At 66.2% G+C, this 26,151-nt stretch carries 24 protein-coding genes and 2 riboswitches; of the genes, 19 read left to right on the forward strand and 5 right to left on the reverse strand.

What is annotated here, in order from left to right; all coding sequences use genetic code 11:
- The first annotated feature begins 10 nt into the window (after window positions 1-10).
- The 11 genes from hppD to N6H05_RS03365 all read left to right on the forward strand — a co-directional run bounded on the left by hppD (window position 11) and on the right by N6H05_RS03365 (window position 11,845).
- Window positions 11-1,051 carry a 4-hydroxyphenylpyruvate dioxygenase gene (gene hppD, locus N6H05_RS03315; protein WP_136186088.1) on the forward strand — a complete coding sequence of 347 codons (1,041 nt, stop codon included), beginning with the start codon at window positions 11-13 and terminating at the stop codon, window positions 1,049-1,051.
- Entirely contained in the window at window positions 1,044-2,360 is a 1,317-nt protein-coding gene (hmgA, locus tag N6H05_RS03320) for a homogentisate 1,2-dioxygenase (RefSeq protein ID WP_284112698.1), read from the forward strand. The genes hppD and hmgA overlap by 8 nt, the downstream gene beginning before the upstream one ends.
- Window positions 2,357-3,649 (forward strand): fumarylacetoacetase, encoded by a 1,293-nt coding sequence (gene fahA / locus N6H05_RS03325; protein WP_284112699.1) that lies wholly within the window; start codon window positions 2,357-2,359, stop codon window positions 3,647-3,649. Before hmgA ends, fahA begins: the two co-directional genes overlap by 4 nt.
- Window positions 3,646-4,290, forward strand: coding sequence for a maleylacetoacetate isomerase (maiA, locus tag N6H05_RS03330; RefSeq protein ID WP_284112700.1), 645 nt, complete (start codon window positions 3,646-3,648; stop codon window positions 4,288-4,290). Before fahA ends, maiA begins: the two co-directional genes overlap by 4 nt.
- The gene (locus tag N6H05_RS03335; RefSeq protein ID WP_284112701.1) at window positions 4,287-4,664 is read left to right on the forward strand and encodes a Rieske (2Fe-2S) protein; all 378 of its coding nucleotides are present in this window, start codon (window positions 4,287-4,289) and stop codon (window positions 4,662-4,664) included. The genes maiA and N6H05_RS03335 overlap by 4 nt, the downstream gene beginning before the upstream one ends.
- A 30-nt stretch (window positions 4,665-4,694) precedes the next feature.
- Window positions 4,695-4,936, forward strand: a riboswitch (cobalamin riboswitch).
- A gap of 177 nt (window positions 4,937-5,113) precedes the next feature.
- On the forward strand, window positions 5,114-6,166 hold the full coding sequence (gene cobW / locus N6H05_RS03340; RefSeq protein WP_284112703.1) for a cobalamin biosynthesis protein CobW: 1,053 nt from the start codon (window positions 5,114-5,116) through the stop codon (window positions 6,164-6,166).
- Window positions 6,166-9,885, forward strand: coding sequence for a cobaltochelatase subunit CobN (gene cobN / locus N6H05_RS03345; protein ID WP_284112704.1), 3,720 nt, complete (start codon window positions 6,166-6,168; stop codon window positions 9,883-9,885). The genes cobW and cobN overlap by 1 nt, the downstream gene beginning before the upstream one ends.
- Window positions 9,886-9,887: 2 nt before the next feature.
- A complete protein-coding gene (cobO, locus tag N6H05_RS03350) occupies window positions 9,888-10,493 on the forward strand; it encodes a cob(I)yrinic acid a,c-diamide adenosyltransferase (protein WP_284112705.1) in 606 nt (201 codons plus the stop codon).
- Window positions 10,493-11,128, forward strand: a complete 636-nt coding sequence (gene bluB, locus N6H05_RS03355; protein ID WP_284112706.1) for a 5,6-dimethylbenzimidazole synthase — start codon at window positions 10,493-10,495, stop codon at window positions 11,126-11,128. The genes cobO and bluB overlap by 1 nt, the downstream gene beginning before the upstream one ends.
- Window positions 11,129-11,239: 111 nt before the next feature.
- Window positions 11,240-11,560: a hypothetical protein gene (locus N6H05_RS03360; protein WP_284112707.1), complete on the forward strand. Its 321-nt coding sequence runs from the start codon at window positions 11,240-11,242 to the stop codon at window positions 11,558-11,560.
- Between the two features lie 24 nt (window positions 11,561-11,584).
- A complete protein-coding gene (locus tag N6H05_RS03365) occupies window positions 11,585-11,845 on the forward strand; it encodes a hypothetical protein (RefSeq protein ID WP_284112708.1) in 261 nt (86 codons plus the stop codon).
- Window positions 11,846-11,896: 51 nt separating this feature from the next.
- Here N6H05_RS03365 and N6H05_RS03370 read toward each other — a convergent pair whose 3' ends face one another.
- The gene (locus tag N6H05_RS03370) at window positions 11,897-13,741 is read right to left on the reverse strand and encodes an ABCB family ABC transporter ATP-binding protein/permease (protein ID WP_284112709.1); all 1,845 of its coding nucleotides are present in this window, start codon (window positions 13,739-13,741) and stop codon (window positions 11,897-11,899) included.
- A 269-nt stretch (window positions 13,742-14,010) separates the two neighbouring features.
- Here N6H05_RS03370 and N6H05_RS03375 point away from each other — a divergent pair, with 269 nt between their 5' ends.
- Window positions 14,011-14,331 carry a hypothetical protein gene (locus tag N6H05_RS03375; protein WP_284112711.1) on the forward strand — a complete coding sequence of 107 codons (321 nt, stop codon included), beginning with the start codon at window positions 14,011-14,013 and terminating at the stop codon, window positions 14,329-14,331.
- 25 nt (window positions 14,332-14,356) lie between these two features.
- On the opposite strand, the gene N6H05_RS03380 is transcribed toward N6H05_RS03375, so the two are convergent.
- Window positions 14,357-14,899, reverse strand: a complete 543-nt coding sequence (locus N6H05_RS03380) for an Ivy family c-type lysozyme inhibitor (RefSeq protein ID WP_284112712.1) — start codon at window positions 14,897-14,899, stop codon at window positions 14,357-14,359.
- A gap of 145 nt (window positions 14,900-15,044) precedes the next feature.
- On the opposite strand from N6H05_RS03380, the gene N6H05_RS03385 reads away from it, so the two are divergent.
- Both N6H05_RS03385 and N6H05_RS03390 read left to right on the forward strand, forming a co-directional pair.
- Window positions 15,045-15,488 carry a hypothetical protein gene (locus tag N6H05_RS03385; RefSeq protein ID WP_017500007.1) on the forward strand — a complete coding sequence of 148 codons (444 nt, stop codon included), beginning with the start codon at window positions 15,045-15,047 and terminating at the stop codon, window positions 15,486-15,488.
- Between the two features lie 142 nt (window positions 15,489-15,630).
- Window positions 15,631-16,290, forward strand: a complete 660-nt coding sequence (locus tag N6H05_RS03390; protein WP_010335474.1) for a DUF6891 domain-containing protein — start codon at window positions 15,631-15,633, stop codon at window positions 16,288-16,290.
- Window positions 16,291-16,499: 209 nt separating this feature from the next.
- On the opposite strand, the gene N6H05_RS03395 is transcribed toward N6H05_RS03390, so the two are convergent.
- Complete coding sequence (locus N6H05_RS03395; RefSeq protein ID WP_284112713.1) at window positions 16,500-16,796, reverse strand: LysR family transcriptional regulator; 297 nt, start codon at window positions 16,794-16,796, stop codon at window positions 16,500-16,502.
- Between the two features lie 116 nt (window positions 16,797-16,912).
- On the opposite strand from N6H05_RS03395, the gene N6H05_RS03400 reads away from it, so the two are divergent.
- Entirely contained in the window at window positions 16,913-17,167 is a 255-nt protein-coding gene (locus tag N6H05_RS03400; protein WP_284112714.1) for a type II toxin-antitoxin system Phd/YefM family antitoxin, read from the forward strand.
- A complete protein-coding gene (locus tag N6H05_RS03405) occupies window positions 17,164-17,430 on the forward strand; it encodes a Txe/YoeB family addiction module toxin (RefSeq protein WP_188084047.1) in 267 nt (88 codons plus the stop codon). Before N6H05_RS03400 ends, N6H05_RS03405 begins: the two co-directional genes overlap by 4 nt.
- A 41-nt stretch (window positions 17,431-17,471) precedes the next feature.
- Here N6H05_RS03405 and N6H05_RS03410 read toward each other — a convergent pair whose 3' ends face one another.
- Together N6H05_RS03410 and thiC are read right to left on the reverse strand one after the other, a co-directional pair.
- A complete protein-coding gene (locus tag N6H05_RS03410; protein WP_284112715.1) occupies window positions 17,472-17,999 on the reverse strand; it encodes a DUF2199 domain-containing protein in 528 nt (175 codons plus the stop codon).
- Between the two features lie 91 nt (window positions 18,000-18,090).
- Window positions 18,091-19,986 (reverse strand): phosphomethylpyrimidine synthase ThiC, encoded by a 1,896-nt coding sequence (gene thiC, locus N6H05_RS03415; RefSeq protein ID WP_284112716.1) that lies wholly within the window; start codon window positions 19,984-19,986, stop codon window positions 18,091-18,093.
- A 54-nt stretch (window positions 19,987-20,040) separates the two neighbouring features.
- Window positions 20,041-20,150: riboswitch (TPP riboswitch) on the reverse strand.
- 108 nt (window positions 20,151-20,258) lie between these two features.
- On the opposite strand from thiC, the gene N6H05_RS03420 reads away from it, so the two are divergent.
- The 3 genes from N6H05_RS03420 (at window position 20,259) to N6H05_RS03430 (ending at window position 26,149) form a co-directional block, all read left to right on the forward strand.
- On the forward strand, window positions 20,259-20,543 hold the full coding sequence (locus N6H05_RS03420; RefSeq protein ID WP_284112717.1) for a hypothetical protein: 285 nt from the start codon (window positions 20,259-20,261) through the stop codon (window positions 20,541-20,543).
- A gap of 19 nt (window positions 20,544-20,562) precedes the next feature.
- Window positions 20,563-22,662: a prolyl oligopeptidase family serine peptidase gene (locus tag N6H05_RS03425; protein WP_284112718.1), complete on the forward strand. Its 2,100-nt coding sequence runs from the start codon at window positions 20,563-20,565 to the stop codon at window positions 22,660-22,662.
- Window positions 22,663-22,816: 154 nt separating this feature from the next.
- The gene (locus N6H05_RS03430; protein ID WP_284114157.1) at window positions 22,817-26,149 is read left to right on the forward strand and encodes a transglutaminase family protein; all 3,333 of its coding nucleotides are present in this window, start codon (window positions 22,817-22,819) and stop codon (window positions 26,147-26,149) included.
- The last annotated feature ends 2 nt before the right edge of the window (window positions 26,150-26,151 follow it).

A 26,151-nucleotide genomic window follows, 5' to 3' on the forward strand; every position in this document is an offset into this window, starting at 1 on the left:
GGAACCCGTCATGACCAACGATCCCGCCAACCCGCTGGGCCTCAACGGCTTCGAGTTCGTCGAATTCACCTCACCCGAGCCCGAGAAGATGGCGGCCCAGTTCGAGCAACTGGGCTTCACCGCCACCCATCGGCACCCGACCAAGAACATCACCCGCTACAAGCAGGGGCGCATCAACCTGATGCTCAACCGCGACGATGCCGGGCGCGTCGCCGCCTTTCGTGGCGAACATGGTCCCTCGGCCAGCGCCATGGCGTTTCGCGTGGCCGATCCCGATGCCGCGCTGCGCTGGGCGCTCGATCATGGCGGCAAGCCGACGGACGAGAATGATACCGTGATCCAGGGGATTGGCGGCTCCTATCTCTATTTCATGCCCGATGGCGGCGATCCCTATGCCGACTGGGCCGAGTTCCCCGGCTGGCGGGAAGCCGAAGCGCGCAACAATGTCGGCCTCGACCTGCTCGACCATCTGACCCACAATGTGAAGCGTGGCCAGATGCGGGTGTGGAGCGAATTTTACCGCACCCTCTTCGGCTTCGAGGAGCAGAAATATTTCGATATCAAGGGCAAGGCGACCGGCCTGTTCAGCCAGGCGATGATCGCGCCGGACAAGGCGATCCGCATTCCCCTGAACGAGAGCCAGGACGACAAGAGCCAGATCGAGGAGTTCATCCGCGACTATAATGGCGAGGGCATCCAGCATATCGCGCTGACCACCGCCAACATCTATGACACGGTCGAGCGGCTGCGCGCGCGCGGGGTGCGGCTGCAAGACACGATCGAGACCTATTATGAGCTGGTCGACCAGCGCGTGCCGGGCCATGGCGAGGATCTGGAACGACTGAAGCGCAACCGCATTCTGATCGACGGCAATGTCGGTGAGGAGGGCATCTTGCTGCAGATCTTTACCGAGACGATGTTCGGCCCGATCTTCTTCGAGATCATCCAGCGCAAGGGCAATGAGGGCTTTGGCAATGGCAATTTCCAGGCCCTCTATGAATCGATCGAGCTGGACCAGATCCGTCGCGGCGTGATCACCGTCGATGAGTGACGCGCCGCCCCGGATGATGAGCGGCTTCGGCAATCATTTTTCGACCGAGGCGGTGGCCGGCGCGCTGCCGGTGGGGCGCAATTCGCCCCAGCGTGTCCCCTATGGCCTTTATGCCGAGCAATTGTCCGGCACCGCCTTCACCGCGCCGCGAGCGGAGAACCGGCGCAGCTGGCTCTATCGCATGCGGCCGGCGGCATCGCATCCGCCGTTCGCGCCTTATGATGATGCAGCCTTGCTGCGCAGCGCGCCGTTCGACGAAGTGCCGCCATCGCCCAACCGGCTGCGCTGGAACCCGCTGCCGCTGCCGCAGGGTGATGTCGATTTCATCGATGGCCTCACCAGCTATGCCGGCAATGGCGATGTCGCGGCGGACCAGGGCTGCGCCGTGCATCTCTATGCCGCGACCGCCTCTATGATCGACCGCGCCTTCGTCTGCGCCGATGGCGAGATGCTGATCGTGCCGCAGCAGGGCGCGCTGCGCATCGTCACCGAACTGGGCGTGATCGACGTCGCGCCGTTGCAGATCGCGCTGATCCCGCGTGGCGTCCGCTTCCGGGTCGAGCTGACCGAGGGCGCGGCGCGCGGCTATGTCTGCGAAAATTACGGCGCGTCCTTTCGCCTGCCCGATCTCGGCCCGATCGGCGCCAATGGCCTCGCCAATCCCCGCGATTTCGAGGCGCCGGTCGCAGCCTATGAGGATGTCGAGCGGCCTTATACGCTGGTGCAGAAATATATGGGCCGCCTGTGGATAACCATGCTCGACCACAGCCCGTTCGATGTCGTCGCCTGGCACGGCAATCTGGCGCCGCTGCGCTATGACCTGACCCGTTTCAACACGATCAACACGGTCAGTTTCGACCATCCCGATCCGTCGATCTTCACGGTGCTGACCTCGCCCAGCGAGACGCCGGGCACCGCCAATATCGACTTCGTCATCTTCCCGCCGCGCTGGATGGTGGCGGAGGACACCTTCCGGCCGCCCTGGTTCCACCGCAATGTGATGAGCGAGCTGATGGGGCTGATCCATGGCGAATATGATGCCAAGGCAGGCGGTTTCGCGCCCGGCGGCGCGTCGCTGCACAATGGCATGGCCGGACATGGCCCCGACCGGGCGAGCTATGACAAGGCGATCGCCGCCGACCTGGCGCCCCAGCGCATCGCCGACACCATGGCCTTCATGTTCGAAAGCCGCATGGTGCTGCGCCCGACGCGCTGGGCGATGGAAAGCCCGCTGCTGCAACCCGATTATGATGATTGCTGGTCCGGCTTCCGCAAGGCCCAGCTTCCCCCGATGAACGAGACCCCATGAGCTATTGGCACATAGACGAGACCCATGATCCCGCCCGCACCAGCTGGGTTGACAGCGCGCAGGATCATGGCGACTTTCCGATCCAGAACCTGCCCTATGGCCTGTTCTCGCCTGCTGGCGAAGCCCCGCGCGCCGGTGTCGCGATCGGCGACGCGATATTGGACCTGGCCGGTTGCGTTCGCGCCGGGCTGATCGATTGCGCGCCGCTGCTGGAAGACCAGCTCAATGCGCTGATGGCGCTGCCAGTGGCGGAGCGGGTCGCCCTGCGCCGCCGGATCAGCATTTTACTGTCGGACCCGGTCCATCGCCCGGCTGTCGAGCCGCTGCTGCACCGGGCCGCCGACTGCATGCTGCACCTACCGGCGCGGATCGGCGACTATAGCGACTTCTATGTCGGCATCCATCACGCCAACAATATCGGCCGCCAGTTCCGGCCCGATAATCCGCTGCTGCCCAATTATAAATATGTGCCGATCGGCTATCATGGCCGGGCGTCCTCTATCCGCCCGTCGGGTGATCCGCTGGTCCGTCCGCGCGGCCAGCGCAAGCCGCCCGAGGCCGATGTGCCGCTGGTCGGCCCGACCGCCCGGCTCGACTATGAGCTGGAACTGGGCGTGTGGATCGGCGCCGGCAATGATCTGGGCAGCCCGATCCCCATCAGCGAGGCGGCCGATCATGTCGCCGGCTTCTGCTTGCTCAACGACTGGTCGGCGCGCGATTTCCAGGCATGGGAATATCAGCCGCTTGGGCCGTTCCTCGCCAAGAATTTCCATTCGACCATTTCGCCCTGGGTGGTGACGCCCGAGGCGCTGGCGCCGTTCCGCATCGCCCAGCCGCCCCGGCCGGACGGCGACCCGGCGCCGTTGCCTTATCTCAGCGATGCCGACGATCAGGCCCATGGCGCGCTGGCGCTGACCTTGGAAGTCTATCTCTCCACCCAGGCGATGCGCGACGCGGGCCAGCCGCCGATGCGGCTCAGCCAGGGTCCGGCCAGCAACATGTACTGGACCGTCAGCCAGATCGTCACCCATCATGCCTCCAATGGCTGCAACCTGATGCCCGGCGATCTGCTCGGCAGCGGCACCATCTCCGCCCCGACGCGCGAGGGCTATGGCAGCCTGATGGAGATCAGCAGCGGCGGGCGCGAGCCGATCAGCCTGCCATCGGGCGAGACGCGCTGCTTCCTGGAGGATGGCGACGAGGTGACATTGCGCGCCACCGCGTCGGCCCCCGGCCATGTGTCGATCGGCTTTGGCGAATGCCACGCGATGATCGTGCCGGCGCGATGAGCGACCTCATCCTTCATGGCTATTGGCGATCGAGCGCGAGCTATCGCGTGCGGATCGCCCTCAGCCTGAAGGGCGTCGACTATGCGCAGGTCACCCATGATCTGCGGAGCGGCGCGCAGCGGGCACCCGACTATCGGGCGATCGCGCCGCAAGGGCTGGTGCCCGCACTGGTCGATGGCGACACCGTGCTGACCCAGAGCGGCGCGATCCTCGAATGGATCGAGGCCCGCTGGGCGCAGCCGGCCTTGCTGCCCGCCGATCCCGGCGATGCCGCGATCGTCCGTGCCATGGCCGGCATCATCGCCTGCGATATCCATCCGCTCGGCAATCTGCGCATATTGCAGGCGCTGCGGCAGGATTTTGGCGCCAGCGAGGATCAGGTGCAGGGTTGGATCGCGCGTTGGATCGGCGAGGGCTTCGCCGCGCTCGAAACGCTGGTTGCGCGCCATGGCGGCCGTTTCGCCTTCGGCGACAGCCCCAGCTTCGCCGACTGCCATTTCGTGCCCCAGCTCTACAATGCCCGGCGCTTCGGCGTCGACCTGACGCCCTTTCCGCGGCTGTGCGCCGTGGACGCGGCGGCATGCGCGCTCCCCGCCTTTGCCGCCGCGCACCCCGATCGCCAGCCCGACGCTAACGCATGAACGACAGGGACACGCGCCTGTTCGCGACGCCGGCGGGAGTGCGCCTCTGCCCGATCGACCAGATGGCCGATGGCAAGGCGCGCAATTTCGTGCTGCAGATGCGGGCCGGCCGCTTCCATGGCTTTGCCGTGCGGGATGGCGATCATGTCGCCGGCTTTGTCGACCAATGCCCCCATGCCGGCCTGCCGCTCGCCCAGCAGCTCGATGATTATCTGACCCCGGATGGCAGCCATATCCGCTGTAGCTGGCACGGCGCCATTTTCCGCCGCGAAGATGGAGTCTGTGTCGGCGGGCCGTGCGTCGGCCAGCGCATTGCGCCCTGGCCGCTCGCCATCGCCGATGGCTGGATTGTCACCGCTGCCCAAAGCGACTAGGAACCGGCCCAGGGACGGCGCTTCGCATCGTCCCGACATGATCGCGCCGGTGCCCCCACGGGGGCTTAAAATGGGAAGGCGGTGCGGATGCCATGGCATCCAAGTCCGCAGCTGTCCCTGCAACTGTGAGCGGCGAGCGTGATGAACAAAGCTGTCCCCGATGCGGGATCAGCAGCCACTGGGCCGGACGCTAAATCCTGCGAGGCCTGGGAAGGCCGTTCCTCCCGCTATGACCCGCAAGCCAGGAGACCTGCCGGCGTTTAGGTCGCTCTTGCTTTGGTCCAGGGGATGGCCGGGGCACGGTGTTCCGTCTGAGCGACAGGTTGGCGGCTGGAGCCGCGCGGTCACGCATCTGCGGGCGAACAAGCGCCCGTCCGCGATGCGGGCCGGCCGTGCGTGCGCGCCCGGTTTGCTCCCGCCCCGGTTGCTCCGGCGCGCGAGTATTTGTCATGGCCAACACTGCATCTGCCAAGATTCCGACCACCGTCATCACCGGCTTCCTGGGCGCGGGCAAGACCACGCTGATCCGCCATCTGCTGGAAAATGCGAAGGGGCGCCGCCTCGCCCTCATCATCAACGAATTTGGCGATGTCGGCGTCGACGGCGAACTGGTGAAGGGCTGCAACGACGCCGCCTGCCCCGAAGAGGATATCGTCGAGCTGGCCAATGGCTGCATCTGCTGCACCGTCGCCGACGATTTCCTGCCGACCATGACCGCGCTGCTCGACCGGCCGAGCCCGCCCGACCATATCATCATCGAAACGTCGGGGCTGGCCCTGCCCAAGCCGCTGGTCAAGGCGTTCCAGTGGCCCGACATCCGCACCCGCGCCACGGTGGACGGCGTCGTCGCGCTGATCGATGCCGATGCGGTCGCCGCCGGCCGTTTTGCCACGGACGAGGCGGCGCTGGCCGCCGCGCGAGCCGCCGACCCCAATCTGGACCATGACAGCCCGCTGGAGGAATTGTTCGAGGATCAGCTCGCCTGTGCCGACATGGTGGTGCTGAACAAGAGCGACCTGGTCGATGCCGACACGCTGGCCGCGGTCGAGGCGCAGGTCGATGCCGAGACGCGGCCTGGCGTGAAGATCGTCCGCGCCGCCCATGGCGCGGTCGACATCGGCGCGCTGCTGGGCATCGTCGCGGCGGCGGAGGATGATCTCGACGCCCGCCCCTCCCACCATGAGGCGGAGGGCGAGGATCATGATCATGATGATTTCGACAGCTTCGTCGTCGACGGCGATGCCGTGGCCGATCCCGACACGCTGGTGCAGGCGCTGTCCGCGCTGATCGCCCGGCATGACGTGCTGCGCGTCAAGGGCATGGTCGCGGTCGCCGGCAAGCCGATGCGCCTCGTCGTGCAGGCGGTCGGCCCGCGCATCCAGCATTTCTTCGACCGCCCCTGGCAGCCGCAGGAAGCGCGCCGCACCCAGCTGGTGGTGATCGGCCAGAAGGGGCTGGACCGCGCCGCGATCGAAGCCGACATCCAGGCCGTGCTCGGCTGATGCATCTTCTGTCCGCCACGCCGGGAACGATCAGCGACGGCGAGGAGGCGATCGACCTCGACCAGCCGCCCGGCGACATCGTCATCCTGACCGTGGCGGACAGCGACCTCGCCTGTTTCGCCGCCGCCGCCGCGCGCCTGCCCGATGATGCGCCGAGCGTGCGGCTGGCCAATCTACTGCAGCTCAAGCACCCCTATTCGGTCGACCTCTATGTCGAGAAGGTGATCGCCAGGGCGCGCTTCGTCTGCGTCATCCTGCTCGGCGGCAAAAGCTATTGGCCCTATGGCGTGGACGAGATTGCGCAGGTCGCGCGCGAACGGGGCATCGCCTTCGCCGCGATCGCCGACGGGCGCGAGGGCGACGCGGCGCTGGACCTCGCCTCCACCGTGTCGGCGGCGATGCGCGAGCAGTTGCGCGACTATCTGCGCCAGGGCGGCACCGCCAATGCGCTGTCCTTCCTGCGCTGCGCCGCCCGGCTGATCGGCGCGGATGCGGGCGAGCCCGACCATCCGCTGCCGATCGCCGATGCGGGCCTCTATCTGCCCGGCCATGACCGGCCCGGCGTGGCCGAACTGCGCGCGACCTGGGTCGAGGGGCGGCCGGTGGCGCTGCTGATCTTCTATCGCGCGCTGGTGGTCGCGGGCACTCTGAGCGCGGTCGATGCGATGGTCGCGGCGCTTGGCGCGCGCGGCTTCAACGTCGCCGCCGTGCATGTCCGCGCGCTGCGCGAGCCGTTCGTGCGCGACTGGCTCGGCGGGCTGCTGGCCGACATCGCGCCCGACATCATCGTCAATGCGACCAGCTTCGCCGCCTCCTCTTCGTCCGAGCCGCGCGTGCCGGGCATATTGGAACAGGCCGACTGCCCGATCCTGCAGACCGCCTTTGCCGGGGTCGAGGAAGGCAGCTGGCGCGGGTCCGCCCGTGGCCTTGGCCCGCGCGACCTGGCGATGAATGTCGCCCTGCCCGAAGTGGACGGCCGCCTCTTCACCCGCGCCGTTGCCTTCAAGGCGGCCGAGCGGTTCGATGAACGCACCCAGTGCGGCATCGTCGTGCCGCGCGTCGCGCCGGACCGGGTTGCCTTCGTCGCCGATCTGGCGCGCAACTGGGCGGCACTGCGCCGCACTGCGCCGACCGAGCGCCGGGTCGCGCTTGTGCTGGCCAATTATCCCAATCGCGACGGGCGGATCGGCAATGGCGTCGGCCTCGATACGCCGGCCAGCGCCGCCGCGATCCTGTGCCGGCTGGGCGAGGCCGGCTATGCGATCGACGACGCCCCGCGCGACGGCGCTGCGCTGATGCGGCTGATGACCGGCGGCGTCACCAATGACCGGGCGTCGATCGGCCGGCCGGGCGAGGTCAGCCTGTCGCTCCATAGCTATCGCGCCGCCCTTGCCGCCCTGCCGGCCAGCGCGCGCAACGCCATGGTCGATCGCTGGGGACCGCCCGAGGCCGATCCCTTCGTGCGGGACGGCGCCTTTCGCCTTGCCGTCCATCGCTTCGGCCATGTCGCGATCGCGGTGCAGCCGGCGCGCGGCTATAATATCGATCCCAAGAGCAGCTATCATGACCCCGCGCTGCCGCCGCCGCATGCCTATCTCGCCTTCCATGTCTGGCTGGCGCAGGATTTCGGCGCGCAGGCGCTGGTCCATGTCGGCAAGCATGGCAATCTGGAATGGCTGCCGGGCAAGGCGGTGTCGCTCTCGGCCGACTGCTTCCCCGAAATCTGCGCCGGGCCGGTGCCGCAACTCTATCCCTTCATCGTCAATGATCCGGGCGAGGGGACGCAGGCCAAGCGCCGCATCGGCGCCGTCATCCTCGACCATCTGACCCCGCCGCTGACGCGCGCGGAAAGCTATGGGCCGCTCAAGCAGCTCGAAGCGCTGGTGGACGAATATTATCTTGCCGCCGGCATGGACCCGCGCCGGCTCGACCGGTTGCGCCGCGATATCATCGACCTCGCCCGCAGCCAGGGGCTGGACAAGGATGCGGGTGCCGCCGGCGACGATGACGACGCGCTCGCCGCGATCGACAATTATCTGTGTGAGCTGAAGGAATTGCAGATCCGCGACGGGCTGCATGTCTTCACCGCCTCGCCGCAGCGGCGGCTGCGGCGCGACCTGCTGATCGCGCTGGCGCGCACGCCGCGTGGCCTGGATCATCCGGGGCAGGCCTCCTTGCTGCGCGCGCTGGCCGATGATCTGGGGCTCGGTTTCGATCCGCTCGATTGTGGGCTGGGCGCCCCGTGGCACGGGCCGCGCCCAGCGGTGCTGGCGGACTTATCCACAGATGCCTGGCGCACCCATGGCGACATGGTCGAGCGGCTGGAATTGCTGGCGGCGGCGCTGGTCGACGGCGCGGCGCCGGTCGGCCCGGCCAGCGCGGCGGTGCTGGCGGCGATCGCCGATGATCTGGCGCCGCGCGTCGATGCCTGTGGCCCACGAGAGGCGGCGGCCCTGCTGGCCGGGCTCGACGGACGGTTCGTGCTGCCGGGGCCGTCGGGCGCGCCGACGCGGGGGCGTCCCGACGTGCTGCCGACCGGCCGCAATTTCTTCTCGGTCGATACCCGCGCGGTGCCGACCGCCGTCGCCTGGGATCTGGGCCAACGATCGGCGCAATTGCTGGTCGACGATTATCTCCAGCGCGAGGGCGACTATCCCCGCGCCATCGCTTTGTCCGCCTGGGGCACGGCCAACATGCGCACCGGCGGCGACGACATCGCCCAGGCGCTGGCGCTGATGGGGGTGCGGCCGCGCTGGGAATGGAGTTCGGGGCGGGTCGTCGGCTTCGAGATGATGGCCCTGGCAGAACTCGGTCGGCCGCGTGTAGATGTGACGCTGCGCGTCTCCGGTTTCTTCCGCGACGCCTTCCCCGAACAGATCGACCTGATCGACAGCGCCGCCCGCGCGGTCATGGCGCTCGATGAGCCGGACGAGGATAATCCCGCCGCCGCCCGGCATCGCGCCGAACAGGCGGCGCTGGTGGCGGACGGTGCCGATGCTGTGGAGGCCGCACGCCGCGCCGGCACCCGCGTGTTCGGATCGAAGCCCGGCGCCTATGGCGCGGGGTTGCAGGCGATGATCGACGAGAAGATCTGGCACAGCCGCGCCGACCTGGCGGACGTCTATCTCGACTGGGGCGGTTATGCCTATGGCGCGGGGATGGAGGGCGACAGCGAACGCAGCCTGTTCGCCACCCGCCTGGCGCAGGCCGATGCGGTGGTCCAGAACCAGGATAATCGCGAGCATGACCTGCTCGACAGCGACGATTATTATCAGTTCGAAGGCGGCATCACCGCCGCCATCGAGCATCTGAAAGGCGCCAAGCCGCTCAGCTATCATAACGACCATAGCCGCCCGGAACGGCCGGTGATCCGCACCTTGGAGGACGAGATCGGCCGCATCGTCCGCGCCCGCGTCACCAACCCCAAATGGATCGCTGGCGTCATGCGCCATGGTTACAAGGGGGCGTTCGAGATCGCCGCCTCGGTCGACTATCTCTTCGCCTTCGCCGCCACCACCCATGCGGTGCGCGACCATCATTTCGACGCCGTCCATGCCGCCTTCATTGAGGATGAGGCGGTGCGCGCCTTCATGGCCGACGCCAATCCCGCCGCCCTGCGCGAGACCGCCGCACGGCTGGCCGAGGCGCTGGAACGCGGCCTGTGGAAACCCAGATCGAACAGCGCGGGCATGCTGCTCGCCCAGCTTGCAGGAGAGTGACGATGGTCGAACGCACCGACGAACAGCATGCGGAAAAGATGAAGAAGAAGCAGGCCGCCCATGACAAGATCATGGCGACCAAGACCCAGGAAAAGGGCCTGCTGATCGTCCATACCGGCAAGGGCAAGGGCAAGACCACGGCGGCGCTGGGCATGGTCGTTCGCATGATCGGCCATGGCAAGAAGGTCGGCGTGGTCCAGTTCGTGAAGGGCGCGATGACCACCGGCGAGAAGGCGGTGTTCGATGCCTTCCCCGAGCAGATCGAGTTCAAGCCGATGGGCGAGGGCTTCACCTGGAACACCCAGGATCGCAGCCGCGACATCGCGCTGGCGCGCGAGGCGTGGGACGAGGTGAAGCGCATGGTCGCCGACCCCGATTATGCCATGGTGCTGGCCGATGAGCTCAATATCGTGCTGCGCTATGACTATCTGCCGCTGGACGAGGTGCTGGCGGTGCTGACTGCCAGGGACGAGATGAAACATGTCGTCGTCACCGGCCGCAACGCGCCCGAGGCGCTGATCGAGGCGGCCGACCTGGTCACCGAAATGACCATGATCAAGCATCCCTTCCGCAGCGGGGTGAAGGCGCAGGCCGGCATCGAATATTGATGCAGGCCTTCGATCCCGATTTCTGCGCGACGCTGACGGAATTGCTGACCTGGCGCCGCGACGTGCGCCATTTCCGCACCGATCCGCTGGACGAGGCGATGGTGCTGGAACTGCTGACGCTGGCGCAACTGGCGCCGTCGGTCGGCAACAGCCAGCCCTGGCGCTTCGTCCGGGTAAAGACGCCGGCGCTGCGCAATGCGCTGGCCGATCATGTCGATGCCGAGCGGGAGCGGGCCACCAGCCAGATCGCCGACGCGACCCGGCATGACGCCTATCGCGCGCTGAAGCTGCACGGGCTGGGCGAGGCGCCGGAAATCATCGCGGTCTTCTGCGACGATGCGACGCAGGCCGGCGCGGGGCTGGGCGCGGCGACCATGCCGCAGACCCGGCTCCATTCGGTGGTGCTGGCGATCCATACGCTGTGGCTGGCGGCACGGGCGCGCGGGCTGGCGCTCGGCTGGGTGTCGATCCTCGACCCCGCCTTCGTCGCGCGGACGCTGGCGGTGCCCGACGGCTGGACCTTCGCCGCCCTGCTATGCCTGGGCCATCCCGAAGCGGTCGCCGATACGCCCGAACTGGACCGGCTGGGCTGGCAGGCCCGGCTCGATCCGCTGACGCAGATCAGCGAGCGATGACCAAACCGCCTTTTCGGGGATGAAGCGAGGCTCTGCTTCGCCAGTCGGAGGAACTGGCGAGTATACAGGCACGTTTTTCGAGCCGTCATAAGATAATGACAGGAGAAGAACATGCATAAGAACGGGTCCGTCATTGGCAGCCTATTGGCTGCATCCGCACTTTTTCTGACCAGCACGCCGGCCTTTGCTGGAGATGAGGAACGGGCACTGGCCGCCATCTCCCAGGCACAGGGCAAGATCGACGCAGCGACCAAGCTCAACGCATCGCCCGACCTGCTGTCCCGTGCGCAGGCGTCGCTGCGCCTGGCGCAGGAAGAACTGAAGAGCGGCAAGGAGCAGAAGGCGATCGCGTCCGCCATCGATGCCCAACAGGCCGCCGACATGGCGATCGGCGAGAATAAGCAACAGGCCGACGCCGACGCGCAGATCTAGGCGCAGACGGCTGCCAGCGCGCAGATGCAGGCCGATGCCGCCAATGCCCGCGCCGACGCCGCCGAACGGGCCGCCGCCTCGGCAGCGGCCGATGCCAAGGCCGCACAGACTTCGGCATCGCTCGCCGCCGCCACTTCGCCGACCACCACCGTGACCACCGAAACGGTCAAGGCCGCACCATCGCGGAGCAGCGCGCACAAGCGCACGACCACCGTGGTCAAGAAGAAGGCCGCACCGACCACGGTTGCGGAACGCACGACCACCACGGTGACGACGCAGAACTAATTATCGTCGCATATGCCTGGACGCCCTCTCCCCCAGCGGGAGGGGGCGTTGCTATTGCGGGGCGACCTCGAACATGTCCTCGATCCCCGGCTCTTCGGGCATGTCGTCGCGCTCGGTCGCCTGGCGCGCCCACATGGTGGCGTAGAGACCGTCGGCGCGGACCAGATCGGCATGGCGGCCGCGCTCGACGATGCGGCCGGCGTCCAGCACGATGATCTCGTCGGCATCAACCACGGTCGACAGGCGATGGGCCACCACCAATGTCGTGCGCTTGCGGCTGATGTCGCGCAGCACGGTCTGGATCTCGGTCTCGGTGCGGCTGTCGAGTGCGCTGGTCGCCTCGTCCAGCACCAGCACCGGCGGGTCTTTCAGCAGGGTGCGGGCGATAGCGACGCGCTGTTTCTCGCCGCCCGACAGCTTGAGGCCGCGCTCGCCGACGCGGGTGTCATAGCCCTGCGGCAGGCTCATGATGAAGTCATGGATCGAGGCTGCCTTGGCCGCCGCCTCGATCTCATCCTGACTCGCGCCCTCGCGGCCATAGCCGATATTATAGCCGACCGTATCGTTGAACAGCACCATGTCCTGGGGCACGATACCGATCGCGGCGCGCAGCGAGGCTTGCGACACGGCGGCGATATCCTGCCCGTCGATCGACACGGTGCCGCCCTGGATATCGTAGAAGCGGAACAGGATGCGGGCGATGGTCGACTTGCCCGCGCCCGATGGACCGACGATGGCCAGCGTCTTGCCCGCCGGCACCGCGAAGCTGACGCCATGGAGGATTTCACGCTCGGGATCATAGCCGAAGCGGACAGCGTCGAAGCGGACCGCGCCGCCGGCTACCTGCAGCGCCGGGGCACCAGGCACGTCGGCAACTTCGGTCTCGGTATCGATCAGCTTGTACATCGCCTCCATGTCGATCAGGCCCTGGCGGATGGTGCGATAGACCATGCCGAGCAGGTCGAGCGGACGGAACAGCTGTGACAACAGCGTGTTCACCAGCACCACGTCGCCGGTGGAAAATTGCCCCCGGCTCCAGCCCCAGACGGTATAGGCCATCGCCCCGCCCATCATCAGGTTGGTGATCAGCGACTGGCCGATATTGAGCCAGGCGAGGCTGTTTTCCGACTTTACAGCCGCCTTGGCATAGCGGCGCATGGCGGCGCCGTAGCGCCGCGCCTCGCGCTCCTCCGCGCCGAAATATTTGACCGTCTCGAAATTGAGCAGGCTGTCGACGGCGTGGGCAACGGCACTGGTGTCCATGTCCACCATGTCGCGGCGCAACTGGTTGCGCCATTCGGTGACGAGCCGGGTGAACCAGATATAGAGGGCGACCATGGCCAGCGTCGCGGCGACCAGGCCGGGGCCGAACTTCACCAGGAAGATGGCGCAGACGGCAAGCAGTTCCAGCACCGTCGGCGCGATGTTGAACAGCAGGAAATAGAGCATCGTGTCGATGCTTTTGGTGCCGCGCTCGACGATCTTGGTGACGGCGCCGGTGCGGCGGTCGAGATGGAAGCGCAGCGACAGGCGGTGGAGATGGACGAAGACATCGTCGGCCAGGCGCCGGCCCGCTTCCTGCCCGACCTTCTCGAAAATGGCGTTGCGCAGATTGTCGAACAGCACGCCGCCAAAGCGCGCGCCGGCATAGGCGACGACCAGCGCCATGGCGAGGCCGGCGGCCGGCTCCAGCCCCGGCGCCATCCGGTCGATCGCGCCCTTATAGGCGAAGGGCATGGCGAGGGTGACGACCTTGGCCAGCGCGACCAGCGCCAGCGCCACCGCGACACGGCGGCGCAGCGCCGGCGCATCGGCCGGCCAGAGATAGGGAATGAAGCGCCGCAGCGTGGCCCAGGCGGGCGGAAGGGGCGTGGAATCGGGCGTGGCTGGGGGCATTTGTCGCTATTTAGGGCATGACGGGCGGCAATCCAGTGGCGCGGCCATCCGGCCGACCACGCAAAAGCGTCCCTTGTTGGATCATCCGCTTAACTTCGCACATTTCCCGCACATTCTGACATTTTCTTGCGCCCCGCTGATCCTATCGAAAAGTCGGGAACCGGGTGGCAAGGATAGCAAAGCGGGCTGCTGTAGGACAGCATCTTGCCCCGATACGGCGCCCATGGCAGGCTTCGCCTCCGTCATCCTTCCCCGACAAGGAGCACGGCATGGAACCCTTCAGCGTAGCATTGGCCCCCGAACGTTTGTGGCAGGCGATCAATCCCCTGACCTGGACGCAGAGCGGCGGTCAGGTCGGCCTCATCAATATCGCGCTCGGCCAGACGGCACGCCCGGACATAGAGCGCACGGTACTGAACGAGGTCGGCAGCTATGGCCGGCAGATCGGCCGGATAGGCGATGCGCTCGAAGTGCTGATCCGCCATTTCGAGGCACGCGACCTGCCCCAGACGGAACGCGACGCGCTGACCATCCTGATGGGCCAGCTGGCAGAAGTCCGCAAGGTCAAGGCGCGCGAGCGGGAGGGGTAAGACGGCGCGGTTGCCTCCACCCCGATCAGCTTGAAATTTGCGGGCATTGGCCAGGACGTTTTTCCTCCTGGCCGGCCTTGAACCAGCGGGTCGACTGGGCATCGACGGACTCGTCATAATAGCAGACCTCCGCCGTGCCGCTGGCCGGATCAACCAGGGTCAGCCATTGGTGCGGGCCGCAATTATGGGTTTCGCACGCCCAGGCCGCGACCTTGCCGTCGACGGTCGCGATCGGCGAAGCGGGACCGCCCTCTTCCAGCACCCAATTGCGCACCGCCTTGTCCGCGACCGCCGCCTTCACCGCCGCGACCACGGCGGGATCGTCGTTCCAGCTATGGGCGCCGACCTTGTCGGAGGGATATTTGCCGACATAGGGACTGAAGGCGTCGGCTTTGGGCGCGGCGGCATTGGTCGCGTTGGCGGCGTTGGCCATGGCATTTTCGACCGCGTTGACCGCATTGTCGGCGGCGTTGTCGGCCGGGCTGTTCTTCTCGCCGCTGCAGGCGGCCAGCGCGGCAGACAGGAGTACGGGCAGGGTCAGGACGGTCCAGAGGCGGTGGCGGGTCATCGGCGGTCCTTTGCGGGAGGAGAATGCCTCCATGGTGGGGCGGGAGGCGGCAGCGAGCAAGGCCGATTGCACCACGGGCGCGGAAATTGGCGGCTGATCCGTCTGGAAAGGCAGATACTTCCCCTTGCGAAAGGCCTCCTGCCCGATGCGTTTCCCCCCTGCCCTGATCCTGCTCGCCAGCCTGGCCGCCGCGCCCGCCACCGCCCAGACCGCGGCACCCGCCGACGGCCCGCTGAAGGTGGAAAATTACTACCGCGTCAAATGGGGCGGGATGGGCCAGTTCCTGACCACCTATCACAAACAGCATGAGGCGTTGCTGCGCGAAATGATGCGACAGGGCTATATCAGCGAAGTCACGGTCGAGATGCCCTTCACCCATATGGGCGGCAGCACGCGGTGGGACGTGCGTACCACCATCGTCTACAAGCATGGCGCCGACGGCGTGGGTGCCGGCGAAGCCTATAAGGCGGCGATGGCGGCGGCCAAGGCGCGGATGTTCCCCGACAAGGCGGCGTTCGATGCCGAGGAAGCCAAGCGCATGGCGGTGACGGAAGATCATTGGGACGTGGTGCTGGAACCCGCGCCGTAAGGATCGGCAGGCCATTTGGGGGCATCGCTGCGGCGGACCGTGAAGCTGTCGCGATTCATGGGTCAAATGCCCCCTTTTCCTTTGCCCGAAGCCACGCCATGTTGGGGCGGAGTAAAGTGCATCGCGGGAGGCAGGCAAACGCATGTTCGGCGCATTGTGGAATCGAATCTTCGGCAAGACCAACGCCCCCGAGCAAGAAGCAGCCCTTCCCCCCTATGATCCGCTCGCGGCGCTGCGCGACCAGGTCTGGCGCGATGTTGCCGGGGGATTTCATGACGATGACGCGATCCTGACCGCCGCCCACGACACGTTCGTCGAGGAACTGCCCGGCCCGACCCTGCGCCGCGAGGCATCGGCCGCGCTGCGTCAGGCGCTGGCCGAGCATAATGCCGCCGAAAAGGCCTGGCCCGACATGACCGATTGCGACCGGCTGGACGCGGCCTTTGCCGCGCTGGAGGCCGAGGGCGTGATCGCGCGGCAGAATTTCACCTGCTGCGGCAGTTGCGGCGCGATCGAGATCTGGGACGAGATCGAGGAAGCGATCGGCGAAGGCCGCCCGGCCGAGGGCTATGCCTTTTTCCACATGCAGGACACCGAGGCGGCGGTCGAGGGCGAGGCGCTCTACCTCAATTACGGTGCCTGCGCAGCGGGCGAGGCGGCGGCGCTCGACATCGGCCGGCGGATCGCCGCCCAGCTGGACGCGCATGACCTGGCGGTCGACTGGGACGGCAGCTGGAGCATGCGCATCCAGGTGGTGCTCGACTGGAAGAAGCGCCGCACCCTGCGCATGCTGGAAGCCTGAACCGGCGGACGGACGCCGGTTCGCCCCAGGGTCACGCCCGAAGTTCACAGCGTTATCGACCTTTTCGGGGGATTTGCGCCGGCCTTGCACCGGCCGCGCGTCGCCCACGCGCCTGTTCTGCATCAGAACGCGCCACCGGGGCGACGCATAATGCGCCCATGACGCCCCGGCGACGCGACAGCTTTGCGCCTGTTTTGCACCGATATGCCTCAGCGCCGCGTCGCGGCCTGGGGGCGGAGCTGGGTGGCGATCGGGTCGGCCATCGCCTGGGCATGGAGCGCCAGCGCATTGCTCCAGTCCCGGTCGAAGGCGGTGCCGGCGAGGCGGCGGCGCAGGCGATGCGCGCTGGACGGCGACATGCCGACCATGCGCGCGGCCTGCGCCACGCTGCCGCTCTGGTAGAGGGCGGTCAGGAAGGTTCGCTGCCGGGCCGGGGTCCAGCGGGCGGGGGCGAAGAGCGCCGGCGCGGGCTGCGCGGGCGGGCGAGCGGGGAGGTTCTGTGTCATTCCCCAGGGTAGATCAGAGGATCGCCATGTAGGACAGAGGATATTGGCGCCGGGGTGTCAGGGAGCGAGATGGTCGATATCTTGCGATTTTGTACATAATTTAGTACATGTCTTTCATGCAGACCGTCAGCGTTTCCGAAACCCGCGCCAATCTCAAGGCCGTGCTCGACCGTGTCGTCGCCGACAAGGCGCCGATCCAGATCGTGCGGCCCAAGGGTGAGGGCGTGGTGATGATTTCGCAAAGCGAATGGGAAGGCATGCAGGAGACGCTGCACCTGCTGGCGTCGCCCGCCAATGCCCATCATCTGCTGGAGGGCATCAGGCAACTGGATGCCGGGCTCGGCGAGGAGCATGAGCTGATCGCGCCGTGAAGATCGTCTTCGGGGGCCAGGCCTGGCGCGACTATGTCGCCTGGGCAGCGGATGATCCCAAGGTGCTGGCACGGATCAACGCGCTGATCGAGGAATGCCGCCGCGATCCGTTTCGCGGCACGGGCAAGCCGGAGCCATTGCGGCAGAACCTGGCCGGCTGGTGGTCAAGGCGCATCACTGGCGAGCATCGGCTGGTCTATCGGGTCAGCGGATCAGGCGACACGCAGGCGCTGGAAGTGCTGAGTTGCCGGTATCATTATTAGCAGGGGCCGCACGTCCACGGGACATGCTACCGGCATCAGGATCATGCTTCCGGCCCATGATCATAGTGCCGAAATATCTTCACAAGTTGGTCCACGCTGATCCCGTTCTCCTGGGCAAGAGCCAAAGGATGATCGTCGTCCATGGCCCAGAGAAGCGGGCGCTGCCTGCCGGGGCGAAGTTGGACCCATACGCCAAAGGGATCATCCTCGACAAAGTCTGCCATTCGATTGCAGAGCCAACCGCTCCATAATTCCTCCTGCGAGGGGCGCGGCGAGTCGAAGGCGTCCACATATTTCTCAAAATTTTGCCGGGACAGCGTTGACCAGCAGCCAAAGCCGAAATCATCGGCCATGCCATGAACGGGAATGGTCATCACGGCCCGAACGAAGAAATGCTCTCCGTTCAGAACGCAAAAATCCTCCGACAGGAAATCCCCGTCCATCCTGAGCGCACCGTTAGGCTCATAATCAGTGGCATGCGGCCAAGGGTCAGGGGCATTTGCGGCAAGATCGAAGGGCCAGCTATGTTCCCGGTCACAATTGACACAGCGCCAACGCCCCTGATGCAACTGTTCAGATGACGAGCGACTAGGCGCAGTCGGGCGCAGTCGGGCGCAGTCGGGCGCAGCCTATCCCAGAAACGCTGCGCCCAATTCGACATCAATCATGCTCCCTGCCACCAGCGCCCATATAGAGTTCGCTGCCGGTTTCCTTGAAGAGTTTGCTCATCTCTTCCATGCCTTTCAAGGCCGCGGCCTTGCTGGCTTCCGCCACTTCCGCGCCGGTCAGGCCCGCTTCGAGGAAGCCGTCGGCGGGCTGGTTCTTCTTTGCCGCAAAGTCCCTCACTTCCTGCGTGATCTTCATCGAGCAGAATTTGGGGCCGCACATGGAGCAGAAATGGGCCGACTTGGCGCCCTCGGCCGGCAGGGTCTGGTCATGATATTGTTCGGCCGTATCGGGATCGAGCGACAGGTTGAACTGGTCGCGCCAGCGGAATTCGAAGCGGGCGCGGCTGAGCGCGTCGTCGCGGACCTTGGCGGCCGGATGCCCCTTGGCAAGGTCGGCGGCGTGGGCGGCCAGCTTGTAGGTGACGACGCCGACCTTCACATCGTCGCGGTCGGGCAGGCCCAGATGCTCCTTGGGCGTGACGTAGCAGAGCATCGCCGTGCCATACCAGCCGATCTGCGCCGCGCCGATCCCGCTGGTGATATGGTCATAGCCCGGCGCGATGTCGGTGGTGAGCGGCCCCAGCGTATAGAAGGGCGCTTCGCCGCAGACCTGGAGCTGCTTTTCCATATTCTCCTTGATCTTGTGCATGGGCACATGACCCGGCCCTTCGATCATCACCTGCACATCCTGTTTCCAGGCGCGGTGGGTCAGTTCGCCCAGCGTGTAGAGTTCGGAGAATTGGGCTTCGTCATTGGCGTCGGCGATCGAGCCGGGGCGCAGGCCATCGCCCAGCGAATAGGCGATGTCATAGGCCTTCATGATCTCCGTAATCTCGTCGAAATGATCGTAGAGGAAGCTCTCCTTGTGGTGCGCCAGGCACCATTTCGCCATGATCGATCCGCCGCGCGAGACGATGCCGGTGACGCGCCTGGCCGCCATCGGGATATAGGCGAGGCGCACGCCCGCATGGATGGTGAAATAGTCGACGCCCTGTTCGGCCTGTTCGATGAGGGTATCGCGGAAGATATCCCAGGTCAGCTCCTCGGCGATGCCGCCGACCTTTTCGAGCGCCTGATAGATGGGGACGGTGCCGATCGGCACGGGCGAGTTGCGGATGATCCATTCGCGTGTGTCGTGGATGTTGCGGCCGGTGGAGAGGTCCATCACCGTGTCGGCGCCCCAGCGGATCGACCAGACCAGCTTGTCGACTTCGGACGCGACATCGGAGGCGACAGCGCTGTTGCCGATATTGGCGTTGATCTTCACCAGGAAATTGCGACCGATTGCCATCGGCTCGGATTCCGGGTGATTGATGTTGGACGGGATGATGGCGCGACCACGGGCGACTTCATCGCGGACGAATTCGGGCGTCACATAGTCGGGGATGGAGGCGCCCCAGCTTTCGCCGTCGCGGACATATTCCTTCAGGCGGGCGCGGCCGAGATTCTCCCGCTCCGCCACATATTCCATTTCCGGGGTGATGATGCCGCGCCGGGCATAATGCATCTGGGAGACGTTCATGCCGGGCTTGGCGCGCAGCGGGCGCTTCACGACATTGGGGAAAGGCTGGACGCCGCCCGAGCGATCGGGGCCTTTGAGGCCATTATCTTCCGGTCGGATTTCGCGCGCGTCATATTCCTCGACATCGTCGCGCTCGCGGATCCAGTCGCGGCGCAGCTGCTGGAGGCCGGCCATGATGTCGATATGCGCGTCCGGATCGGTATAGGGGCCGGACGTGTCATAGACTCGGACCGGCGGCTCGCCGCTGCCCGGTTCCAGATGGATTTCGCGCATGGCGACCTTGCGCGGGCCGACATGGATCTTCTTCGAGCCGCGAATGGCTCCCGTAGTAACGCGCATTTCGGTGCGGGCGGGGACGTCTGCCATATTGTCTCTCTCCTTCAGGCGGAAAGAGAGTGCGGGCGGTGTCACGGGGCGAGTGGCACGACGCGCTTCCCTCCCTACGCCAGTGTCAACTGGATCAGGTTCAGCGGGTCGCGGCCACAAAGCCGCCTCTCAACCGTCTGCGGACGGTCCCCCGGGGATATGGGCATTGGATAGCGCAAGCGCGGCGGCAGGGGAAGCCCCTCGCGATCCGCTTGCCTTGCGCCGGGGCGATGGAAACCATAATTGGGAAGGGCCACAGCAAGAGGCCGATCGTGCGGAACAGCCAGCCACCCCATCCCGATTCCGAGAAAGCCCGGCGCAAGGCGTTGCGGCATGAGATGCGGATGGTGGCGGTGCGGCCGCGGCGCTGGGGGCTGTGGCTGCTGACGCTGGGGGCGCTGCTGCTGATCCTGCCGTCGGCCTTTGGCGTTCACAGCCTGATGGGCTGGTCGCCGATGCTGCTGGGGCTGGTCGCCTGTGCTGCGGCACTGCCCTTGCTGGTGGCGGGGGCGGTGCTGCGACGGCGTTACCTGCGGGGACAGCTCGCGCGGGATTGAGGACAATGAGCGGGGCGCAATGAAGAGGTTTTTGACGATGGTTTCTGCTGCCCTGCTGACCGGCGCTGCTGCGCCCGCCCCCGACGCGCCTGCCGACGATCCGTTCGTCTGGCTGGAGGACTGGACCGGGCCGCGCGCAATGCAGTGGGTGGAGGCGGAGAACAAGGCGACCGTCGTCACGCTGCAGGGCGATCCGCGCTATGCCGGCTATTACAGGCAAGCGCTGGCGATCGCATCGGCCAAGGACCGGATCGCGATGCCGATGCTGATCCACGGCCGCATCTATAATTTCTGGCGCGATGCCGACCATCCGCAGGGCGTGTGGCGTTATACGTCCGAGGCTGATTATGCATCGGCGTCGCCGAGCTGGACGACGGTGCTGGACCTGGATGCCTTGTCCAGAGCGGAAGGCAGGAAATGGGTGTGGAAGGGCGCCACCATCCTCGACCCCGAGGAACGGATCGCGCTGCTGGCGCTGTCGGACGGCGGCGAGGATGCTGTGCGGCTGCGCGAGTTCGACCTGGTCGACGGCCGGTTCGTGCCGGGCGGGTTCGACATTCCCAATGCCAAGCAGAATGCCGAATGGCTGGACAAGGATAGGCTGCTGCTGTCGCGCGACTGGGGGGCGGAAAGCCTGACCAAATCGGGCTACCCCTTCATCATCAAGACGCTGAAGCGCGGGCAGAAACTGGACGACGCACAGGAGCTGTTTCGCGGCGCGGCGAGCGACCAGCTGATGTCGATGCCCATCCTGCTGAGCGATGGCCAGGGCAATCGGGCGGCCTTCCTGTTTCGCGGCGTCACCTTCTTCGGCAACGAGACCTGGCTGCTGACGGCGCAGGGGACGAAGCGGCTGGCGCTGCCGGCCAAAAGCCAGTTGCAGGGCATGGTCGACGGGCAGGTGCTGATCCAGACCAGCGAGGCGTGGCAGAGCGGCGGCGTAACCGTGCCGGCGGGGGCGCTGGCGAGCGTGGCGCTGAAAGCGTTGCAGGAGGGCGGGGTGCTGGCGCCCGAGATTTTGTTCGCGCCGACGCCACGCCAGTCGATCGACAGGGTGGTGGCGACGAAGAACCGGGTCGTGCTGAGCCTCAATGACAATGTGCGCGGGCGGGTGCGGGTCTATGCGCGCGGGGCAAAGGGATGGAGCGCGCAGCCGGTCGACCTGCCCGACAATGCGACGATCAGCACGGTCGCCGCATCCGACAAGAGCGACAAGGTCTATCTGAGCGTCGCGGGCTTCCTGGCGCCGACGACATTATGGACGATGGACGCGGCCGACCCGAAACCGGTGCAGGTGAAGGCGATGCCGGCGCGGTTCGATGCGGCGGGGCTGGTGGTCGAGCAGTTCGAGGCAGTGTCGAGCGACGGGACCAAGATTCCCTATTTCATCGTCCACAAGAAGGGGATGACGCCCGACGGCAGCACGCCGACGATCATGACCGCCTATGGCGGCTTCGAGGTGCCGATGACGCCCAGCTATGCCGCGATCACCGGCAAGCTGTGGCTGGAGCGGGGCAATAGTTTCGTGCTGGCCAATATCCGCGGCGGCGGCGAGTTCGGCCCGGCCTGGCATGAGGCGGGCCTCAAGACCAGGCGCCAGATCATCTATGATGATTTCGCGGCGGTGGCGCAGGATATATTCACGCGCAAGCTGTCGAGCCCGCAGAAGTTCGGCATCTATGGCGGATCCAATGGCGGGCTGCTGATGGGGGTGGAGTTCAACCAGCATCCCGAGTTGTGGAACGGGGTGGTGATCCAGGTGCCGCTGCTCGACATGATCCGATACGAGCAGATCGCGGCCGGTGCATCCTGGGTCGATGAATATGGCAGCGTGTCGGTGCCGGAGGAAAAGGCGTTCCTCGAGAAGATTTCGCCCTATGCCAATATCCGCAAGGGGGGGACCTATCCCACGCCCTATATCTGGACCACGACCAAGGACGACCGGGTCGGGCCGCAGCATGCGCGCAAGTTCGCCGCGCGGCTGAAGGATCATGGCCTGCCCTATCTCTTCTACGAGGATACCGCCGGCGGCCATTCGGGCGACGCCGATATCGAGCAGGGCGCCCGGTTGCAGGCGATGCAGATGGTCTATTTCAGCCAAAGGCTGGAGGGGAAATAGGGGTGCAAAAGGAAGCGGGATCCCGGATCAAGTCCGGGATGACGTCGTTCAATGAGGGGATAGCCGGGGCTTACGCGAACGGAAATTGCGAGAATCTTTGGCCAAGCGACAGTTTCGCATTGCATTGCAGCAAAGCGTGGTTTCTGATCGCATCATGCTCAAGGCCGCGCTGCACCACCTGACCGCCTATCGCTACAACCGCCCGATCCGTCTGGGTCCGCAAGTGATAAGATTGCGGCCCGCGCCGCACAGTCGCACCAAGATCCCCAATTATGCGCTGAAGATCGAGCCGGCGAACCATTTCCTCAACTGGCAGCAAGACCCGCACGGCAACTGGCTGGCACGGATCGTCTTTCCCGATCCGGTCGACCATTTCAGTATCGAGGTCGACCTGCTGGCCGATCTGGATATCATCAACCCGTTCGACTTCTTCGTCGAACCCTATGCGGAAAATTACCCCTTCACCTATGACGAGCAGCTGGAGACCGATCTGGCCGCTTATTATGACGTCGAGGCGCAGGGGCCGCTGTTCGAGGCGCTGGTCGCGCAGCATGCGTCGTTCGAGGGACGGACGATCGATTTCCTCGTCGATGTGAACAGCAAGCTGCAACAGCGCATCGGCTACGTCATCCGCATGGAAACCGGGGTGCAGACGCCCGAGGAGACGCTGGACATCGGCACCGGATCGTGCCGCGATTCCGCCTGGCTGCTGGTGCAGCTGCTGCGACGCCTCGGCTTTGCCGCCCGCTTCGTGTCGGGCTATTCGATTCAACTTGTTGCCGATGTAGAGCCGATCGAAGGGCCCAAGGGCGTCACCCAGGATGTGGTCGACCTGCATGCCTGGGCCGAGGCCTATGTGCCCGGCGCCGGCTGGATCGCGCTTGATGCGACCAGCGGCATGTTTGCGGGCGAGGGCCATATCCCGCTCTGCGCCACGCCCCATTATCGGTCCGCCGCGCCGATCAGCGGCATGGCCGAACCGGCCGAGGTCGATTTCAATTTTGCGATGAATGTCAGCCGCATTGCCGAAGCGGTGCGGATCACCAAGCCCTTTACCGAGGGGCGCTGGGCGTCGCTGATGGCGCTGGGCGAACAGGTGGACGCCGACCTGATCGCGCAGGATGTGCGGCTGACCACCGGCGGCGAGCCGACCTTCGTCGCGGTCGACGACCCGCAGGCCGGCGAATGGAATGGTGATGCGGTGGGGCCGACCAAGGCGGGCTATGCCGACCGACTGATCCGGCGGCTGCGCGACCGCTTTGCGCCGGGCGCGCTGCTGCACCATGGCCAGGGCAAATGGTATCCGGGCGAAAGCCTGCCGCGCTGGGGCTATTCGATCTACTGGCGAGCGGACGGCGTACCGATCTGGCGCGATGCCGGGCTGATCGCGGGCGAGCCGGAGGCGGGCGATACGACCATTACCGCCGAGGATGCCGGCCGCTTCCTGACCGCCATGGCGGACGGGCTGGGGGTCGAGACGGACTTCGTCCAGCCGGTGTTCGAGGATGCACTGGCCTGGTCGGTGAAGGAGGCGGAACTCCCCGCCAATACCGAGCCGGGCGACCCCAAGTTCGACAATCCCGAGGAGCGCAGCCGGATGGTGCGCGCGTTCGAGGGCGGCCTTTCCAAGACGGTGGGCTATGTGCTGCCGATCCAGCGCTGGCAGACGCAGGCGAGCGCGCCGCGCTGGCAGAGCGAGGTGTGGAAGGTGCGGCGCAAGGCGCTGTTCGCGGTGCCGGGGGATTCCGCACTGGGATACCGCCTGCCGCTGGGCACCCTGCCCTATGTGCCGCCGTCCGATTTCCCCTATATCCACCCGCAGGATACGAGCGAACCGCGCGAACCGCTGGCCGATTATCGTGCCGAGGCGGAAGCCCCGGCAGAACGGTTCGAGCGGTCCGAGGTGACTCAGGCCGAGCATCAGGACCGACATGAACAGGTGTTCATCGAAGGGGCGGTGCGCACCGCTGTCACGGTGGAGCCGCGCGGCAATTTCCTGTCCGTCTTCATTCCGCCGGTGAAGACGCTGGACGATTATCTGGAGTTGATTGCGCAGGTCGAGAAGGTGGCCGAGGCGACCCGCATCCCGGTGCGGATCGAGGGCTATGCGCCGCCGTCCGACCCGCGCGTCAACGTGCTGAAGGTGACGCCCGACCCCGGCGTGGTCGAGGTGAATATCCAGCCGGCGACAAGCTGGGCGGAAACGGTGGCGATCACCCAGGGCGTCTATGAGGATGCCCGCGAGGTGAAGATGACCGCCGACAAGTTCATGGTCGATGGCCGGTCGGTCGGCACCGGCGGCGGCAATCATCTGGTGCTGGGCGGGGCGAGCGTCAACGACAGCCCGTTCATCCGCCGGCCGGACTTGCTCAAGAGCTTCGTCCTCTACTGGCAGCGGCACCCCGCGCTCTCCTATCTGTTTTCCGGCATGTTCATCGGCCCGACCAGCCAGGCGCCGCGCATCGACGAGGCGCGGCACGACAGCCTGTATGAACTGGAGATCGCGCTGGCGCAGGTGCCCAATCCGGTGCGCGACGGCGCGGACAAGCTGCCGCCGCCCTGGCTGGTCGACCGGCTGTTCCGCAACCTGCTGGTCGACGTGACCGGCAACACCCACCGCACCGAAATCTGCATCGACAAGCTGTTCTCGCCCGATGGGCCGACCGGGCGCCTGGGCCTCGTCGAGTTTCGCGGGTTCGAGATGCCGCCAGACCCGCAGATGAGCCTGGCCCAGCAATTGCTGCTGCGCGCGCTGACCGCCTGGTTCTGGCGCGAGCCGCAGCAGGGCAATCTGGTGCGCTGGGGCACGGCGCTGCACGACCGTTTCTTCCTGGGCCATTTCGTCTGGGCCGATTTCCTGGAGGTGCTGAACGACCTGCGCCAGGCGGGCTATGATTTCGATCCCAACTGGTTCGAGGCGCAGCGCCAGTTCCGCTTCCCGGTGCATGGCAGCGTGGAGGCCGGCGGCGTCGGGCTGGAAATCAGCCATGCGCTGGAGCCGTGGAACGTGCTGGGTGAAACCGGCGCGATCGGCGGCACCGTGCGCTATGTCGACAGTTCGACCGAGCGGTTGCAGGTGCGCGCGTCGGGCCTGGTCGCCGGGCGCCATATCGTCAGCTGCAACGGCCGGCGGGTGCCGATGACGCCGACCGGCGTGCCGGGCGAGGCGGTGGGCGGCGTGCGGTACAAGGCATGGGCGCCGGCCAATTGCCTGCACCCGAATCTGCCCGCCAATGCGCCGCTGACCTTCGATGTCTTCGACAGCTGGAGCGGCCGGTCGCTGGGCGGCTGCGTCTATCATGTCGCCCATCCGGGCGGGCGCAATTATGACGATGTGCCGATCAACAGCTATGAGGCGGAGGCGCGGCGCAAGGCGCGGTTCCAGGATCATGGCCATACGCCCGGCCCGGTCGACATGCCGCCGGCCGAACCCCCGAGCGAATTTCCGATGACGCTGGACCTTCGGTTCAGGCATCCCGAATATTAGAC

This window comes from Sphingobium sp. WTD-1 (assembly GCF_030128825.1).
GTDB lineage: Bacteria > Pseudomonadota > Alphaproteobacteria > Sphingomonadales > Sphingomonadaceae > Sphingobium.

Bases quoted from the DNA above. Each gene is read 5' to 3' on its own strand.
- maiA (WP_284112700.1), top strand. From the start codon at position 3,646: ATGAGCGACCTCATCCTTCATGGCTATTGGCGATCGAGCGCGAGCTAT.
- N6H05_RS03370 (WP_284112709.1), bottom strand. From the start codon at position 13,741: ATGCCCCCAGCCACGCCCGATTCCACGCCCCTTCCGCCCGCCTGGGCC.
- N6H05_RS03365 (WP_284112708.1), top strand. From the start codon at position 11,585: ATGCAGGCCGATGCCGCCAATGCCCGCGCCGACGCCGCCGAACGGGCC.
- thiC (WP_284112716.1), bottom strand. From the start codon at position 19,986: ATGGCAGACGTCCCCGCCCGCACCGAAATGCGCGTTACTACGGGAGCC.
- N6H05_RS03380 (WP_284112712.1), bottom strand. From the start codon at position 14,899: ATGACCCGCCACCGCCTCTGGACCGTCCTGACCCTGCCCGTACTCCTG.
- N6H05_RS03375 (WP_284112711.1), top strand. From the start codon at position 14,011: ATGGAACCCTTCAGCGTAGCATTGGCCCCCGAACGTTTGTGGCAGGCG.
- cobW (WP_284112703.1), top strand. From the start codon at position 5,114: ATGGCCAACACTGCATCTGCCAAGATTCCGACCACCGTCATCACCGGC.
- N6H05_RS03395 (WP_284112713.1), bottom strand. From the start codon at position 16,796: ATGACACAGAACCTCCCCGCTCGCCCGCCCGCGCAGCCCGCGCCGGCG.
- fahA (WP_284112699.1), top strand. From the start codon at position 2,357: ATGAGCTATTGGCACATAGACGAGACCCATGATCCCGCCCGCACCAGC.
- N6H05_RS03400 (WP_284112714.1), top strand. From the start codon at position 16,913: ATGCAGACCGTCAGCGTTTCCGAAACCCGCGCCAATCTCAAGGCCGTG.
- N6H05_RS03385 (WP_017500007.1), top strand. From the start codon at position 15,045: ATGCGTTTCCCCCCTGCCCTGATCCTGCTCGCCAGCCTGGCCGCCGCG.
- N6H05_RS03360 (WP_284112707.1), top strand. From the start codon at position 11,240: ATGCATAAGAACGGGTCCGTCATTGGCAGCCTATTGGCTGCATCCGCA.
- hppD (WP_136186088.1), top strand. From the start codon at position 11: ATGACCAACGATCCCGCCAACCCGCTGGGCCTCAACGGCTTCGAGTTC.
- hmgA (WP_284112698.1), top strand. From the start codon at position 1,044: ATGAGTGACGCGCCGCCCCGGATGATGAGCGGCTTCGGCAATCATTTT.
- bluB (WP_284112706.1), top strand. From the start codon at position 10,493: ATGCAGGCCTTCGATCCCGATTTCTGCGCGACGCTGACGGAATTGCTG.
- N6H05_RS03390 (WP_010335474.1), top strand. From the start codon at position 15,631: ATGTTCGGCGCATTGTGGAATCGAATCTTCGGCAAGACCAACGCCCCC.
- N6H05_RS03335 (WP_284112701.1), top strand. From the start codon at position 4,287: ATGAACGACAGGGACACGCGCCTGTTCGCGACGCCGGCGGGAGTGCGC.
- cobN (WP_284112704.1), top strand. From the start codon at position 6,166: ATGCATCTTCTGTCCGCCACGCCGGGAACGATCAGCGACGGCGAGGAG.
- cobO (WP_284112705.1), top strand. From the start codon at position 9,888: ATGGTCGAACGCACCGACGAACAGCATGCGGAAAAGATGAAGAAGAAG.
- N6H05_RS03430 (WP_284114157.1), top strand. From the start codon at position 22,817: ATGCTCAAGGCCGCGCTGCACCACCTGACCGCCTATCGCTACAACCGC.
- N6H05_RS03425 (WP_284112718.1), top strand. From the start codon at position 20,563: ATGAAGAGGTTTTTGACGATGGTTTCTGCTGCCCTGCTGACCGGCGCT.